The sequence below is a fragment of the Stenotrophomonas sp. TWI1151 genome (assembly GCF_039673135.1).
Classification (GTDB): domain Bacteria; phylum Pseudomonadota; class Gammaproteobacteria; order Xanthomonadales; family Xanthomonadaceae; genus Stenotrophomonas.
This window is the reverse complement of the sequence record NZ_JBDJLA010000004.1, coordinates 86934-103975: the sequence shown is the minus strand read 5'-3', so window position 1 is coordinate 103975 and position 17042 is coordinate 86934. Positions and strand designations below refer to the sequence as shown.

The following is a 17042-nucleotide window of genomic DNA, read 5'->3' as shown; positions in this document are numbered from 1 at the left end:
CGACCTCACTTTTCCTCGTACGGGAAGCTGCGGGCCGACATGGCCGCGCGCGCGTCATACGTGGAGGGACGTCCGGCGATGAAGTCATCCGGATACCAGGCGAAATGACGCACGCCCTGCGCCTGTAGACGGCGGATCTGCGCGCGCAGGCGGTCGCCGGGGATCGGCTTGCCGGTGCGCCAGTCCAGCGTCTGCAGCTCGAACATCGTCTGCGACAACTGCGGATCGTGTTGCTTCACTGCCACCACCAGCCGGTCCAGCCAGCGTTCCGGGCTGCGGCTGCCTTCCATCCACGGCATCGCCATCAGGGCGGTGTGGTCGTAGGCCTTGTTGAACAGGTCCAGACGCTGGGCGAACCAGCTCGCGCTCTGCGGTTCCAGCACGGGCTGGGCATACAGGTTGCGCACGGTGCCCAGCTTCGGCCGCCAGCGCTGCGCCGCGGTGCGCAGCTCCAGGGTGAAGTCGATCAGCGCCTGGGTGCGTGCACCGTCATCGTCTTCGGGCGGCAACTGGGTCAGCTCGGTGTCGCGCAGGTAGGCGTCATCGTGGAAGAGCAGGCCCTCGAAGTACGCGTTGATCGCCAGGTCTTCGTAGATGTCATCGATGATCCTGCGGACCTGCGGCCGGGTGAAGTCCAGCCGGAAGATGCCGTCGCTTTCCGGGCTCTCGATGGCCAGCGCCTTGCGGATGGCCGGGTCCTTGAGCTCGTAGCCCAGCACCGGCAGCCACGCGAACACCTTCACCCCGGCGCGCGTCTTGAGCTGCCACGCCACCCGGTTGAACAGGTCCGCACGCATCGGCAGATGGCGGTTGGGGAAGTACAGCGCGTCGGCCGAGCCGTTGCCGTCCGGATCGGCGAAGGCCTGCAGGAAGACGTGGGTGGGGCCGATCTTCTTGACCCGCTCGATCAGCGCATCCAGGTTCTTGGCCAGCTGCACCGGGTCGGCATCGTAGACCGCATCCAGGTCGATCTGCAGCGCCCGCATGCCATCGCGCTCGACATCGCGGCGCAGCTCGTAGGCCAGCTGCACCACGGTTGGGTTGTTGGTCACCAGCAGGCGCGCCAGGCCGTGAAGATCACGCTTGACCGGCGTGCTGCGGCCTTCCAGATCGAACGAGACCGGCATGCCCAGCTGCTCGGCGATGTCGTTGCTCAGCGCGTTGTAGGCGGCGTACGGCCACACGATCGCCTTGGGGCTGACGCCGACATTGCGCTGGATGCGCTCCACGCTGCGGCCCAGATCGGCGCGCAGGCGGGCCTCGTACTCGCCTGCGGTTTCATAGGTCTTGCGGGCAGGATCGTAGATGCGCGTGATCACCGCCGGCGTCGAGTTGCCCTGTGGGTTGGACTGTACGCCGTGGTGCAGGTTGTCGGTATGGCTGGCCAGTTCGATCAGTCCGCTTTTCTGCATCTCACGCAGCTGCGCCCAGGTGAGGAAATCCTCGCGGGTGAACGGGCGGTAGCCGTAATCGATCTGGCGCCCGGCCGGCATATCCACGTAGTCGGTGATCACCGCCACCAGCGCCGGATAGTTGTAGGCGCGCAGCAACGGAAACACCTTGCTGTACACGCTGCGCAGGCCATCATCGAAGGTAAGCAGCACCGGCTTGGGCGGCAGCGGCGTGCCGCCCTGCGAGGCGGTGATCAGCTGCGACAGCGAGACCGGGTGATACCCGTGGGCCGACAGCCAGTCCAGATGCGCGGCGAAGTTCTGCGTGCTGACGGCATAGGCATCCGGGTCGCCGCGTTCGGCCACCTCGTCGCGGATGTCGTGGTAGCTGAGCACCAGCAGCCCGTTGTCGGCCGCATCAAGTACGGCCGGCGGTTGCTGTGCCTGGGCCGGCAGGACCACGGTGAGCAGGGCCAGCAACAGCCAGTGGGTCCAACGCTTCAAGTCCATGTGCCGCATGTCATTCTCCCCACCGCAGGCCGGCATCCAGGCCGATATGTCGTTCACGCTGTCCGTCATAGACCGGTCGCGACCAGCGGATGCCGTACTCGAAAATGCGGCCTTCGCCGAGCTGCCACTCGTGGCGGTACTCGGCCGAAGGCACGATCGCGCTGCCATAGCCCTGCTGCCAGTACTGCCCCACCGAGACCGTCAGGCGATGGCGGAAGTGGCGTTCGTAGTGACGCCACAGTTGTTGGTCCACGCGCAGCCCGATCTCCACCGAGTGGTCCTCGGATGGGTTGAAGTAGGGCACGTCGTCGCGGCTGCCGCGGCTGGCGTACAGGCTGCCCAGGCCATCCACGAACACGGTCGGCCGGGTCATCAGGCGTTGTTCGATGGCGGTGCTGACGGTATCGCGGCGATTACCGTCGTCGTAGCGGAACTGACTGGCGCCCAGGCTCCAGTGAGTACGTTCATCGCGGCGATAGTCGGCTGCCAGCGCAATGCTGTCGGCGGTGATGCCTGAGACGCGCGCCTGCATCGAGGCATCCGGATCATTGCGTGCGGCGGTGATGCCGGCATGCCATTGATCGCTGAACTGCCAGCCGAACCCGGCACTGAGGCCGGTATCGCCGATGTGGTCGTTGGCGCGGTTGACGAAGGCTTCGGCATCGGCACGCCCGTAGCGGTAACGGGTGCCCACGCCGATCCGCAGCGGGTCGATGGTCTGGTCCTGGAAATCCACACTGCGCCGATCGGCGAACGCGACCAGGCGCCAGCGGTCGTCCAGCACCGGCGACTGCACTTCAACGCCGTAGCGGCCGTCATCGTTGCCCAGCGGTGACGCACCGCCACCGCCGGAGCTGCGCCCGCCTTCGGCGTAGGCATGCCACTGCCAGCCACGATGCGCGCGCCAGCTGCGGTCCATGCGCTGCACGGAGGGCTGGTTGGGGTAGGCAGCGAGCAGCGTGTCGTGGATGGGGCGCGCGAGGTCATCGCGCTGCACCTGCACGTAGGCGTCGTACTGGCCCAGCCGCGCCGGTACGTCGCGCGGGTCCAGCGTGTTGGCCATGCTGTAGCGCTCCAGCGCCCGCCGTGGCCAGCCACGCATCAGGTAGATGTTGCCCAGCGAGGATTGCGAGCCGGTATTGCCTGGCCCGATCTCGACCATCTTCTCCAGATCGCGCTGCGCAGTGGGCAGGTCGCCACTGTAGGCACGCACCATGGCCAGGTTGAGGTCGGCCTCGTAGCGCGGCCAGTTCGGATAGGGTGCCTTGGCACCGTTGGCCCAGCGCCACGCGGGCTCATCGGCCTGCCACTTCTTCAGCAGGGCGATCGCGGTGTCGGCCTGCTCGTCCTCCAGATACGCATAGGCCAGTTCCGAACGCGCCTGCGGCAGCGACGGGTCAGCCTTGAGTGCGGCTTCCAGCACCGGGATCGCCTCGGCCGGATGCTGCGTGGCCATCAGCGAATCGCCGACGGCGGCCAGCAGATAGTTCGGCACCGGGTGGCCCTCGGCGAGCAGCGTGCGGTACTCCTCGCGAACCTGCGCATGGCGGCCCAGCCGGTTGAGCAGGATCAGCCGGTCATGGCGGATCCGCAGCGGCGCCTGCTGCACGGTGGTGCCATCGCGTTCGAGGTACTGCTGCATCTGCACCAGCGCGGCATCGGCTTCATCCAGGCGGGTGTCCTCGCTGGGGCCATAGGCCAGGCTCCAGCCCACCAGCTTGGCCAGATAATTGCCTTCCAGCCGTTCTTTCTGTGCCGCATCGAACAGGGTGGGGCGCGCCAGGTACAGCTGCCAGGCGCGGTGCGCGTTGCCGATGTCCGCCAGGGTCAGCACCTGCAGGCGATACAGCAATGCGTCGTCGGGCGACTGCACCCGTGCCCGCTCGATCGCCGCCAGTGCGTCCAACCATTGGGCATGGTCCCGGAACTGGCCGATCTCGGCCAATGCGTTGTCCCGCGCAGTGGCTGCAGCCGCCGGAGCGGAAAAAGCGAGTGTCGCGCATGCCAGGCCGACGCAGAGCGCCAGCGGCCGATGGTCGTACATGGAACCCCCCTTGGAGCATCCTTTCAAAGGTGTGTTGCGTCAAAAGTGTGACGCACATCACATGCCAATCGTGCCTGACTGCGCAGTTGTTGCCAAATCGTTAAGACGCGGGTACGACCCATCAGCCCCCGGGTGGAACCCGGAGGGGAGGGGCAAGTCATTGAATCGCTACAGATTCAGGCCATGTCGCAGCCAAGGACGGCGCACTCCATCGCGATGAAGCTGTTCAGCCGGCTGGCGACGCCAGAGGCTCCGAACGCTGCCCGGTGCAGCCCACCGGGTCAGTTAGCGACACGCTACGTCAGCAGTTGCGCACAACGCGTGTAGATGGACGCGGCGGGGCGCCTACCACTGGTCTTCGAGCTTCTGCGGTTTGCAGGCGACCCACGAGGCGCACAACAGCACCACCGCGCACAGGACCAGGAAGCCGAACGGCAGGTGCCAGCCGCCGCTGACCGCGTGCAGCCAGCCGAACAGGAACGGGCCCAGGCAGCTGAAGGCATAGCCCACGCCCTGCATGAAGCCGGACAACGCGGCCGAACCGGCGGGGGTGCGGGTCCGCAGGTTGATCAGGGTCAGGGCCAGCGGGAACGTGGACGGCCCGATGCCGAGCAGCACCGCCCACAGCCACGGGGCCTTCATCGGGGCGAACAACAGGCCGGCGAAGGCGATCAGGAACGCGCTGAAGCCGATCAACACCAGCCCGAAGGGATTGCGCAGGCGCACGGCCAGGGCCGGCATGGTCAGCGATGGCAGCAGGCCGCAGGCCGCGAAGATCGCCACCATGATGCCGCCGAACGCCGGTGTTGCACCGGCCTCGACCACGATCCGCGGCAGCCAGGTGAACATCGAATAGGTCATCAACGAGGTCATGCCGAACATCAGGGTCATGCCCCACGCCAGCGGCGTCTTCCAGACCTTGCCGTGCGGCGCGCTGGAGGGATCGTTGGCGGCGCTGATCGTGTCCGGGTGCGGACGTGCGCGCGAGAGCATCAGCCACGGCAGTGCCGCAGCCAGCGACATCAGCGCCCAGATGCCCAGCGATACGCGCCAGCCCGCCTGCTGCGCGACCGGCACCGCCAACAGGGCCGGCATCATCGTGCCGATCTGCAGCACCGTGATGTAGAGCGTGCTCATGGTGCCCACGCGGTTGGCGAAGTAACGCTTCACCAGCGGTGGCACCACCACGTTGCCGATGCCCATACCCGCCAGCGCCACCACCGAGCCGAACAGCAGGCTGCCCACGCCGCCGGCCATCGAGCGCAGCAGCAGGCCCACGGTGGCCAGGCTCATCGCCAGCAGCGCGGTGCGCTCCAGGCCCAGGCGACGCGCGACGGCCGGGGTGGTCACCCCGAACAACGCGAAGGCCGCCGTCGGCAGCATGCCGAGTACGCCCGTCATGGTGGTGCCGAAGCCGAAGGTCTGGCCGAGCACATCCAGCAGCGGGGTCAGCGAGGTGACCGCGGTGCGCAGGTTCAACGCGGCCAGCAGGATCGCAGCGAAGGCGAGAAGGCGCCCGTGCAGCAGGGACTGGGACGGTGGGGTGGGGTGAGTCATCAGCATGTTTCCTGACAGGTGGCGCACCGCGGCCATGCGGGCGCGCGGGTGCAACGGCAGAGACCGGCCAGTGGCCGGCGTCTGCGGGGTAGGGGACTGGCCGCCGCCGAAGGCGGGGCCAGGACCGGCCATTGTACGGGTTAGACCCCGGCTGGTCGCGCGGGGTGGGGCGCGGTGGTGCGGCTCGGAGGCGAGGGGACCGGCCACGGGCACGATGCCCCGCCGCGCGTCGTGCTACGTGTGAAAACGCCTTCACAACAAGGGCCAGGCGGTCCCGTTCCATGTGCGCTGCGTCAAAAAAATGACTATTTAGGAAAATTCCTACAAGCGAGCGGGTGGTTGCCCTACCGGAAGGGTGGGGTTTTTGACGGTTCTCATGTCGCGAATAGCTCTTAAATTGGCGGGCCTCCATAGGGGCGGTCTATAGCGAACGATGGTTCGTGCCAGCCCACGTTCGAGATCCTGCATGCCAAACAACGTACTACCCACCCCGGCTCGCGCCGGTTCCCATGGCGCTTCCCGGCGCACCCTCCTTCTGGCCCCGCTGGCGGCCGCGCTGGCCCTGGTCTATCTGCCGGCCAGTGCCCAGCAGCTGCCCGCCCCGGATCAGGAGCTGCTCCGCCAGCAGGAGCGCGAACGCGCCCTGCGCGAGCAGCTTGAAACCCGGCCCGATGCACGTCTGCAGGACGCGCCGGTGGCCGCACCGGAGCGGCTGCCCCAGGACGAAGCACCCTGCTTCGTGATCGACCGCATCACCCTGGAGGGCGAGCAGGCCGACCGTTTCCAGTGGGCGTTGCCCGCAGCCAACGTCAAAGGCGATCCGGCGCTCGGCCGCTGCCTGGGCACCGCCGGTATCAACGTGGTGATGTCGCGGGTACAGAACGCGATCGTCGAGCGCGGCTTCGTCACCACGCGCGTGTTGGCCCAGCCGCAGGACCTCACCACCGGCACCCTGGCACTGACCGTGGTGCCCGGCACGCTCCGCCAGATCCGTTTCGCCGAGGGCACCCATCGTGACGCCACCCTGTGGAACGCGATCCCGGCACGCAGTGGCGACCTGCTCAACCTGCGCGATATCGAACAGGGGCTGGAGAATTTCAAGCGCGTGCCGACCGCCGAGGCCGACATCCAGATCAGCCCGGCCGAAGGTGACGACGCCGCACCTGGCCAGAGTGACCTGGTGGTGCAGTGGTCGCAGCAGCGGCTGGTCCGTTTCAACCTCAGCCTGGACGATTCCGGCAGCAAGGCCACCGGCAAGACCCAGGCCGGTGCGACGATGTCGCTGGACCACGCGCTGCGCCAGAACGACCTGTTCTACGTCAACCTCAACCACGACGTGTTCAGTGGCGGCAAGCGCGGTACCAAGGGCTTCACCTTCCACTACTCGATTCCCGTCGGCTACTGGCTGTTCGGCGCGACGCGCAGTGGCTACGAGTACGAGCAGACCGTGGCCGGCAACCAGCAGTCGTATCTCTACAGCGGCGAGAGTTACAACGCCGAAGTGCGCGCCACGCGCCTGCTGTTCCGCAATGCGGACAGCAAGACCAGCATGTACCTGCGTGCGTGGGAGCGCGATTCGCGCAACTTCATCGACGACACCGAAATCCTGGTCCAGCGCCGGCGCATGGGCGGCTGGGAGCTCGGCCTGAACCACCGTCATTTCATCGGCCAGGCCACGCTCGATGGCACCGTCGGCTTCCGCCGCGGCACCGGGGCGTTCGGTTCGATCGCAGCGCCCGAGGAGCTGTTCGGTGAAGCCACCTCGCACCCGAAGATCTACTTCGCCGACGCACAGCTGAGCGTCCCGTTCCAGCTCGGCCAGCAGCGCCTGCGTTACACCGGCAGCTGGCGAGCGCAATGGAACCGTGGCGGGCTGGTGCCGCAGGACCGCTTCGCGATCGGCGGGCGCTACACCGTGCGCGGCTTCGATGGCGAGATGTCCTTGATGGGTGAGCGCGGCTGGCTCATCCGCAACGACATCGGCCTGGCCCTGGGCGGCGGGCAGGAATTCTACGTTGGCGCCGATTACGGCCATGTCGGCGGCAGCGCCACGCAATGGCAGGTAGGCAATGACCTGGCGGGCAGCGTGATCGGCCTGCGCGGGTCGTATCGCGGCCTGTACTGGGACGGCTTCGTCGGCGCCCCGTTGAACAAGCCCTCTGGTTTCCAGAACGCCTATACCGTCACCGGATTCACCCTGAGCTGGTCGTTCTGATTTCAGTGCGGGCGCGTTCGCGCCGCACCGACCGCACGCACACAAAGGAATTGTCATGAACAAGCATCTGTACCGCCTCGTGTTCAACCACGCCCTCATGCTCTGGCAGGTCGCCGCGGAAATCACGCCGCGCCCCGGCGGCGCCGGTACCGGGCAGGATGGCGATCGCACGGCGGCACTGCGCCCGATGGCGTTCGCGCTGTGGGTGATGCTGGGCTGGGTCGGCGTGAGCGGCCTGGCCGCGGCGCAGGTGGTGGCCGATCCGAATGCGCCCGGCAACCAGCGCCCGACCGTGCTGGAAACCGCCAACGGCACGCCGCAGATCAACATCCAGACCCCGAGTGCGGCCGGTGTCTCGCGCAATTCCTACCAGCGCTTCGACGTCGACCAGCAGGGCGTCATCCTCAACAATTCGCGCGGCAACACGCAGTCCCAGCTCGGCGGCTGGGTGCAGGGCAATCCGTGGCTGGCCGGCGGCACTGCGCGGGTGATCCTCAACGAGGTCAATGGCGCCAACCCGAGCCAGCTGCGCGGCTACGTGGAAGTGGCCGGCGACCGTGCGCAGGTGGTGATCGCCAACCCCGCTGGTATCGATTGCGACGGCTGCGGCTTCATCAACGCCAACCGCATCACCCTGACCACCGGCACCCCGATGTTCAACGGCGGCGCGCTGGAGGGATACCGCGTGCAAGGCGGTGCGATCCATATCTTCGGCGCCGGCATGGATGCCAGCCGGGTCGACTACACCGATCTGATCGCGCGCTCGGTGCAGCTCAACGCGGGCCTGTGGGCACAGCAGCTGCAGGTCACCACCGGCGCCAATACGGTGAGCGCCGATCTGAGCCGTGTGCAGGCGCAGGCCGCCGAAGGCAATGCGCCGCAGTACGCGCTCGATGTGGCCCAGCTGGGCGGCATGTACGCCAACAAGATCCTGCTCATGGGCACCGAGCACGGCGTGGGCGTGCGCAATGCGGGCAACCTCGGGGCGCAGACCGGGGAGCTGGTCGTGACTGTCGATGGCCGGCTGGAAAACACCGGCAAACTGCAGGCGCGCGACGATACGCGCATCGCTGCCACCGGCGGTGTACGCAACGAAGGGCTGGTCAGCGCCGGGCGTGAACTGAACCTGCGCACCGGCCAGGACGTGGACAACAGCGGCGGCCAGCTCAACGGCACCCGCCTGGATGTGGAGGCCGCCTCGCTGGCCAACCGCGACGGGCGCATCGAACAGGCGGGCGTGCAGGCACTGGCGGTACAGAGCGCGCGGCTGCAGAACCGTGACAAGGGCAGTATCGGGGCGCTGGCCCAACAGGACGGCACCGCGCCGACCACGCCGGGCGAAGGGGCGGGCCCGGGCGGCCCCGGCACGCCCGGGACCGGCACGGGGGGCACCGACGGCGGCACGCCCGTCATCACTCCACCGACGACCGCGCCGCTCGCGCAGGGCCGCGTGGTGATCGCGGGACTGCTCGACAATGATGGCGGCGCCGTGCTGGCCGGGGGCGACATCGACCTGCGTGCCAGCGACCTGGACAACGACGGCGGTCGCCTCGGGGTGCGCGATCTGGCCGTGGAGGGTGGCACGCTCTCCAACCGGCAGGGCGAGCTGACCACGCAGCGTGACCTGCGCGTGCAGGGCGAGGCACTGCGCAACGACACTGGGGTGCTGAATGTCGGCGGTGCGCTTGATGTGCGCGCGGCGCAGCTGTCCAACCACGGCGGCAGGATCGCCCACAGCGGCAGCGCGCCGGCCCAGCTGCAGGTGGCAGGCACGCTCGACAACACCGGCGGCAGTCTTGCCAGCAACGCGGCATCGCTGGCGCTGGCCAGCGCGGTGCTGGTCAACACCGATGGCGCGCTGCTGCACGCCGGCAGCGATGGGCTGCAGCTCACCACCGGCACGCTGGAGGGCCAGCGCGGCGAGATCGCCACCGCCGGTACGCTCACTCTGCGCGCCGGCCAGGTCGATCATCGCCAGGCCGATCTGCAGGCGGGCACGCTCGACCTCCAGGTGGATACGATGGACAACCGCGGTGGCCAAGTGCTGGCCACCGGCAACCAGGCCAACCGGATCGGGGCGGCAACCGCGCTCGACAACAGTGGCGGCACGCTCGCCAGCAACGGTGACCTGGCGATCGCCACAGCGCTGTTGAACAACGCGGGCGGGCAGGTGCAGCAGGCCGGCAGCGGGCGGCTGGACATCAACGCGGCGACGCTGGCCGGCGCGGGCGGCAAGCTGCTCAGCAATGGCGCCCTGCACCTGCAGGGCCAGAACCTCGATGTCTCCGGTGGTGTGACGTCCGCCGTCCGCATGGAGATCGATGCGGGCCAATTGGACAACCGCCGTGGCGAACTGATCGCCACCGGTTCCGACGCGCTGGGCCTGCGCGTGGCCAACGCGCTGTACAACGACACTGGCAGCATCGTCGGCAACGGCGCGCTGGCCGTGCAGGCAGGCAACCTTTCCAACCGCGACGGCAAGATTCTGGCAGCAGGTGATGCGGCCTCCGCGCTGCAGGTGACCGGCACGATCGACAACCAGCGCGGCACGCTGGCCAGCGCGGGCGATCTGGACCTGCAGGCAGGCCAGCTGGACAACCAGGCCGGTACCGTCCAGGCGGCGGGCGACAGTGCGCTTCAACTCGGCGTGGGTAGCCTGCTCGACAACCGCCAGGGCGGCCTGATCGCCTCCGGTGGCGCGCAGCAGCTGCGTGCGGGCAGCGTCGACAACCGCGGCGGTACGGTCAACGCGGGCGACATGCTCGACGTGGAGATCGCGCAGACCCTGGACAACAGTGCCGGCACGATCGCCGCCAATGATGCGCTGCGCGTGCAGGCCGGCCGCATCGTCAACCGCGATGCCGGCACGCTGGCGTCGGTCGAGGGCGATGTCACCCTCGCCAGCGCGACGGACATCGACAACAGCGCCGGCGTGATCCAGGCCGAGCGTGCGCTGTCGGTGACCAGCCAAGGGCTGACCAACGTGCGTGGCACGCTGGCCGGCGCCTCCGTCGCCTTGGATACGCGTCTGGGCGGCGTGGACAACAGTGAAGGCATCATCGCCGCCACCGCCGGCACCCTGGATCTCCGAAGTGGCGCGCTGGAGAACCGCGCGGGCCTGCTGCAGTCCAGTGGTGGGATGAGCATCGATACGCACGGCCAGCGGCTGGGCAATACCGACGCGGGCGCGCGTGGCGGCATCGTCAGCGGTGCCGGGCTGACCCTGCGTGCCGGTGGACTGGACAACCGTGCCGGCCTTGTCCAGGCGCAGACGGCGCTGGACGCGCGGCTGGCCTCGCTGGACAACCGCAGCGGCGGGCAGGTCGGCAGCGGCTCCTCGCTGCTGCTGCAGGCGCAGCACGTGGATAACAGCAGCGGCCGCCTGCAGGCTGCCCAGAATCTGACCCTCGCTCTGAGCGGTGAGCTGGTCAACCAGGCCGGGCTGGCCGTGGCCGGTGGCGATCTGGTCGCCCATGCCGCGCGCATCGACAACCGCGCCACGAGCGGCGGCGGCACCGCGCTCGGCCTGCAGGGTCGCAACGTGGACCTCACCGCCGCGCAGATCGACAACAGCAGCGGCATGATCGCTGCCGACCAGCGCATCGCGCTGCAGGCGACCGATGCACTGTTCAACCAGCAAGGCCTGGTGTCCTCGGCGGGCAGTCTGGACGTGCGTGCCGGCCAGGTCGGCAACACCGACGGCACGCTGCTGTCCGCGGGCAACCAGACGCTGCATGCCAACGCACTCAATGGCACGGGCCGGGTGTTGTCGCAGGGCGACCTGGTGCTGGCCTTGCAGCAGGATTACCGCAACGATGGCCAGATCACCGCCAATGGCAAGGCCACGGTCTCCACGCAGGGGCTGTGGACCAATGCAGGCAAAGTGCAGGCCGGCGATCTGGACCTGCATGCACGCCAGATCGACAACCTCGCCACCGGCGAGATCAGCGGCCTCCGCACCCAGGTGCGCGCCGATGGCGTGCTTGGCAACCGGGGGCTGATCGACGGCGTGGATACCCGCATCGATGCCGATGTGATCCTCAATGTTGGCACCGGCCGCATCTATGGCGACCGCCTGTCGATCGGTGCCACGACCCTGGTCAACAGTGATGAAACGCTGGAGGGCGTCACCCGCGCGGCCACCATTGCTGCGCGTGAGCGCCTGGACATCGGCGCCGGCACCGTGGTCAACCGCGAGCAGGCGCTGATCTTCAGTGCTGGCGGTGGCGAGAGCGCACTCAACATCGGCGGTGCGCTGGATGCGCAGGGCCATGCAGTCGGTCGCGCCGGCTCGGTGCACAACGCCAGCGCGACCATCGAGTCGCTGGGTGGCTTGAGTATCGATGCCACGCGCCTGCTCAACAGCAACGAGCATTTCGCCACCACCGAAGTGATGGTGGTGGGCCCGACCAAGAAGCTGTACATCCAGCCCAAGGGCACGCCCGGCATGCATGATGCCAGCGAGTTCACCTGGTCCAGCTGGAGCCGTGCCGGCAAGTACTGGTGGAAGAACGGCAGCGGCGACGTCAAGGATTGGACGCAGTACGACGTCACCCACACCGAGTACGAAACCCAGGTCACCTCCAGCGCGCCGGGTCGCATCATTTCCGGCGGTAACATGACGCTGCGTGGCGATGAGCTGATCAACGACAAGAGCCAGATCCTGGCTGGCGGCGCGTTGCTGGGCGATCTCGGCAACCTGCGCAACATCGATGCATTCGGCGAGTACCGCGTGCACGAGGAAGGCACCAGCCAATACACCTACAGCCGCTGGCGCGGTGGTTTCAAGCGCTATCACGAGCGCAAGTGGGACCGGAAGATCGCCTATCGCCCGGCCGATGAAGTGCGCACCATCAATCTGGGCGTGACCCGCACCGAACAGAACACGCGCGATGGTGGCAGCGGCTACCAGGTGGGCGGGGTCAGTACCGGTACCGTCGGTGGGCAGGTCGGCGGCGCAGCCGACGCCGGCGCCATCGGTGGACAGCGCCAGGTGACCGAAGTCAGCGCCAGCGTCGCCTCGCTGGCCGGTCCCGGCAGCACGGCGGGCACCGGCGCACAGGGCGCGGCGGGCAACCAGCCGACCGTGATCCGCACCATCGGCGTGGATGCCGAACTGCCGCAGACCAGCCTGTTCCAGAGCGGGCCGAATGCCGGCCAATACCTGGTCGAAACCGATCCGCGTTTTGCCGATTACCGCAACTGGCTCGGTTCGGAGTACCTGCTGCAGAAGATGGGCGTGGACCCGGCCAACGTGCAGAAGCGGTTGGGCGATGGGTTCTACGAACAGAAGCTGGTCCGCGATCAGGTCGCCCAGCTCACCGGCCGCCGCTTCCTGGATGGCTATGCCGACGATGAAGCGCAATACCGCGCGCTGCTCGACAACGCGGCCACCATCGCCGACGCCTGGGGCCTGCGCCCCGGCGTGGCGCTGACCCCGGCACAGATGGCCCAGCTCACCAGCGACATCGTCTGGCTGGTCGAGCAGCGCGTGACCCTGGCCGATGGCAGCACCACCACCGCACTGGTTCCGCAGGTGTACGTTCGCGTGCGCCCCGGTGATATCGACGGCACCGGCACGCTGCTGGCCGGCCGCTCGGTGGAGCTGAACCTGCGCGGCGACCTGGTCAACAGCGGGACCATCGCCGGCCGTACCGCGGTGAAGATTGACGCGCAGAACCTGCGCAACCTGGACGGCCGCATCAGCGGTGACACGGTCAGTGCCAACGCGCGTACCGATCTGGACAACCTCGGCGGCCTGATCGATGCGCGCAGCGTGCTGGTCGCCAGCGCCGGCCGTGATCTGAACCTGGTCACCACCACCCGCAGCGGTCAGAACACCGCGGGGTTGAGCGACTTCAGCCGGACCAACATCGACCGCGTGGCCGGGTTGTTCGTGAGTGAGGCTGGGGGCACGCTGCTGGCGAGCGCGGTGCGTGATGTTCGTCTTGACGGAGCCGAGATCGTCAACGCGGGCTCCGGTGGGCAAACCGTGATCGCCGCCGGCCGCGACCTGTCACTGGGCACCGTACGGGAGGCGCGGCAGGAGAACAACGTGCGCAATGCCGACAACTATCTGCGCAGCGGGTACAGCCGTGGCGTTGGTACCAATGTCCGGACTGTCGGCGATGTCCAGCTGCAGGCAGGTCGGGACATGGAGTTGCAGGCAGCGACGGTCAACAGCGCCGAGGGTGCCCTGGTCGCGGTGGCGACCGGCAACCTCAACATCGGGGTGTCCGAAGACAGTTACAACTGGAGCGAGGGTCGAAAGCACCGGCATAGCGGCCTGCTCAACACCACGACCCGCACCACCCGCGACAGCCTCGATGAAACCGTTGCCCAGGGCAGCACGGTTGGCGGGAACACAGTGGCCATCCAAGGACGCAACGTCACCATCACCGGCAGCGACGTGATCTCCGATGTCGGCACCACGATTGCCGCCGACCAGGATCTGGTGATCCAGGCCGCTCGCGAATCGGCGACGGAAAGCCACTTCAAGAAGAAGGAGCAGAGTGGCCTGATCTACAACGGTGGCGCTGCGATCACGGCCGGCACGCAGATGCAGAGCGACGACAACAAGGCCACGCGCAACACCGCGGCGGGGTCGACCGTCGGCTCGCTCGCAGGCGATGTCGTGCTGCTGGCGGGCGGGGCGTATCGCCAGATTGGCAGTGACGTCCTCGCGCCGGAGGGCGATGTGGACATCCACGCGCGTGAGGTCGCGATTCTGGAGGCCCGCGAAACGCAGACGACGGCGCAGGAGAGCAAGTTCAGGCAGGCCGGTCTCACTGTTGCGGTCACTGCGCCGGTGATCACTGCACTGCAGACCGCCGGCAACATGGCAAGTGCGACCAGCAAGACCTCTGACTGGCGTAAGCAGGCGATGGGTGCTGCGACAGCAGCGGGTGCGGTGAAGGAAGGCGTCGATGCGGTCGGCGCGGATCCAGGCGCGGCTGGCGGGTTGAACATTTCCATCACCGTGGGGGCCAGCAAGAGCGACAGCCGGACGACAACGCAGAGCGACACGGCGGCAGCGTCATCGATCCGGGCCGGCGGCGACGTCCGGATCAGTGCCACGGGCGCTGGCAACGCGTCGGATATTACGATTCAGGGCAGTGACGTAACGGCAGACGGCAACATCCGCCTCAAGGCGGACGGAGACGTCGCGCTTCTTGCGTCCCGTGACGTGATCGAGATGGAGCGCAAGAGCAGCAGCGCCAGTGGCGGCGTAGGCGTGGCCATCGCTGTGGGCTCGGGCGGTGCCAGCGCCGGCATCACGGCCAATGCCAGTGCTTCGCGGGGCAGCGGCAAGGGCGAGGACGTCTACTGGAACACGACGCACCTGACTGCAGGAGAGTCGTTGGTCATCGAATCGGGCGGCGACACCACGCTGCGTGGCGCGGTAGTTTCAGGTGAGCAGGTGGCAATGAACGTCGGTGGCAACCTGGCGGTGGAGAGTCTGCAGGATACCCACAGCTTCCACAGCAAGGACAGAACCGTCGGGGGCAGCGTCACTTTCGGTGCGGGTTTCAGTGGCAGTGCCTACATGCTCAACCAGAAGAGCGACAGTGAATTTGCCAGTGTCACCGAGCAGTCGGCCATTCGTGCGGGTGACGGCGGCTTCCAGATCAATGTGGATGGGACGACACAGCTTGTCGGTGGTGCGATCAGCTCCAGCGATGCAGCAATTGATGCCGGCAGGAATCGACTTCAGACAGCTGCACTGGTGGTCAGCGACATAGAGAACGCTTCGAGCGCGAAGGCCAGTAGCGGCGGAATCGGTGTCACCGATGAAACCTTCTCCGGCTTGTACGGCGCCACCAAGACGATCATCGGCAACAAGCTGATCCATGGCGACGCCAGTGACGGCTCGCAGGGGACAACCCGTGCGGCGATCAGCGATGGCGCTGTGTTGATCACGGATGATGAGCTCCAGCGCGCGCTGACTGGCAAGGGGGCAGAAGAACAGGTGGCCGGGCTGAATCGCGACACGCTGAACGCCCATCAATCTGCCGCGCTGATCGATCTTGAGCGTCTCGAAGAGCGTGCCGCTGCGGAGCACGCGATCACCGGCGAAGCCTTCCGCCAAGGCACTGCCTGGACGACGGATCTTGTGCATAAAGCAGCGACGGAGCAAAGTCGCATTGTCCTGCAGACCTGTGAAGCGGGCGGGACCAACTGCCGTCAGACCGAACTGGCGTTGGAGGATGTCCAGGCCATTGACGGCAAGCTGTACATCTTCAACAACGGCATTTTCAACGCTGAGCCCTACGCGCTTGCCACAGGCGCGAAGCAGAACACCAATGAAGCCAACGCGTCCGGGGTGTATTACATCCTGAACCCTTACACCGGCAACAAGGTGGCCGAAGGGCTGTATGCGATGTACGACAAAGCCAATGGCATCCTGGGCAGCCTTACGGGCGTCATGCTGCCTGTGACGGCCGCATCGCAGGCCAACATTGCGCTGTTGGAGCGTGCCAGGGAGGAGGGATGGGAGTTCAATGCCGTCAATCACAGCCGCGGCAGCATGACCTTCACCAATGCGATGTTGCAGCTTCGAGGCGACGACCAGAAGATGTTCCCCATCGGCTACATCCTCTACAACGGGGCTGCAGCCAATGCACAACAAGCGCTGGGGTTGGTCGGGTTGATTGGTGACGCCAGGGGAGAGGTATGGCAGAACACTCATCCGACGGACATCGTAGGCAGCTGGCGCGTCATTCTTGGCGGAAACCCGGCGACCTCCGAGAAGAATCAGGGCAGCTTCCCGGGGTCGCACAGTGCCTACGTGGGTTACCTGCCCGCGGACGGTACGGAGCTGCGGTCCATCACGGACAAGGTGTGGGGCATCGGTAAGATCAATCAACCTGTCAGGCAGGTCCCCAAACGTGAGGCTGAAAAACGATGATCAGGAAGTACACCTCGATGCTGGCGGCGGCCGCGCTTATCACTGTTGCCGGATGTGCCACGGCACCTGCGGCGCCGGGCCGGGTGGCCACAACGGACATTGGACCCGTTCCGGCCGGTTCCGTTCGCGTCATGCCCACCAAACAGCACTGGCGTAAGGCAGGTGCCAGCAAAGCCGACGCGGACCAGGCTCGGCAGCAATGCAGTCAGGAATTGCGGAACAATGAAGAGTACGCCGGGCTGTTGAAGGAGAGCTCGGTGATTACCAAGATCTGGCACGCTGATCGTACCGCTGCGCAGAAAAAGCGGCGCAAGGAAATTGGTACGCGGCTGAGTCAGCTGAGTGATGCGTGCATGACCGGGAAAGGATTCGAGTTCGTGCCTGGTGGGTTCCCGGTGGACTGAGTGCGGTGACCAG

At 67.0% G+C, this 17042-nt stretch carries 6 protein-coding genes; 3 read left to right on the top strand and 3 right to left on the bottom strand.

Annotated features, from left to right (window positions below; translation table 11 throughout):
- Window positions 1-5: 5 nt before the first annotated feature.
- The 3 genes from pgaB to ABE422_RS07380 all read right to left on the bottom strand — a co-directional run bounded on the left by pgaB (window position 6) and on the right by ABE422_RS07380 (window position 5502).
- On the bottom strand, window positions 6-1901 hold the full coding sequence (gene pgaB / locus ABE422_RS07390; RefSeq protein WP_313212275.1) for a poly-beta-1,6-N-acetyl-D-glucosamine N-deacetylase PgaB: 1896 nt from the start codon (window positions 1899-1901) through the stop codon (window positions 6-8).
- Between the two features lie 10 nt (window positions 1902-1911).
- Window positions 1912-3945 carry a poly-beta-1,6 N-acetyl-D-glucosamine export porin PgaA gene (gene pgaA / locus ABE422_RS07385; protein WP_346482739.1) on the bottom strand — a complete coding sequence of 678 codons (2034 nt, stop codon included), beginning with the start codon at window positions 3943-3945 and terminating at the stop codon, window positions 1912-1914.
- Window positions 3946-4290: 345 nt separating this feature from the next.
- Window positions 4291-5502: an MFS transporter gene (locus ABE422_RS07380; RefSeq protein WP_070470219.1), complete on the bottom strand. Its 1212-nt coding sequence runs from the start codon at window positions 5500-5502 to the stop codon at window positions 4291-4293.
- A 466-nt stretch (window positions 5503-5968) separates the two neighbouring features.
- Here ABE422_RS07380 and ABE422_RS07375 point away from each other — a divergent pair, with 466 nt between their 5' ends.
- The 3 genes from ABE422_RS07375 to ABE422_RS07365 are packed head-to-tail and all read left to right on the top strand — an operon-like array spanning window position 5969 to window position 17029.
- Window positions 5969-7717, top strand: coding sequence for a ShlB/FhaC/HecB family hemolysin secretion/activation protein (locus ABE422_RS07375; protein ID WP_346481720.1), 1749 nt, complete (start codon window positions 5969-5971; stop codon window positions 7715-7717).
- A gap of 55 nt (window positions 7718-7772) precedes the next feature.
- Window positions 7773-16625 carry a hemagglutinin repeat-containing protein gene (locus tag ABE422_RS07370; RefSeq protein WP_346482738.1) on the top strand — a complete coding sequence of 2951 codons (8853 nt, stop codon included), beginning with the start codon at window positions 7773-7775 and terminating at the stop codon, window positions 16623-16625.
- Complete coding sequence (locus tag ABE422_RS07365; protein WP_019182850.1) at window positions 16622-17029, top strand: hypothetical protein; 408 nt, start codon at window positions 16622-16624, stop codon at window positions 17027-17029. Before ABE422_RS07370 ends, ABE422_RS07365 begins: the two co-directional genes overlap by 4 nt.
- The last annotated feature ends 13 nt before the right edge of the window (window positions 17030-17042 follow it).

Coding starts and splice junctions, on each gene's coding strand:
- pgaB (WP_313212275.1), bottom strand. CDS start 1,901: ATGGACTTGAAGCGTTGGACCCACTGGCTGTTGCTGGCCCTGCTCACC.
- ABE422_RS07365 (WP_019182850.1), top strand. CDS start 16,622: ATGATCAGGAAGTACACCTCGATGCTGGCGGCGGCCGCGCTTATCACT.
- ABE422_RS07370 (WP_346482738.1), top strand. CDS start 7,773: ATGAACAAGCATCTGTACCGCCTCGTGTTCAACCACGCCCTCATGCTC.
- ABE422_RS07375 (WP_346481720.1), top strand. CDS start 5,969: ATGCCAAACAACGTACTACCCACCCCGGCTCGCGCCGGTTCCCATGGC.
- pgaA (WP_346482739.1), bottom strand. CDS start 3,945: ATGTACGACCATCGGCCGCTGGCGCTCTGCGTCGGCCTGGCATGCGCG.
- ABE422_RS07380 (WP_070470219.1), bottom strand. CDS start 5,502: ATGACTCACCCCACCCCACCGTCCCAGTCCCTGCTGCACGGGCGCCTT.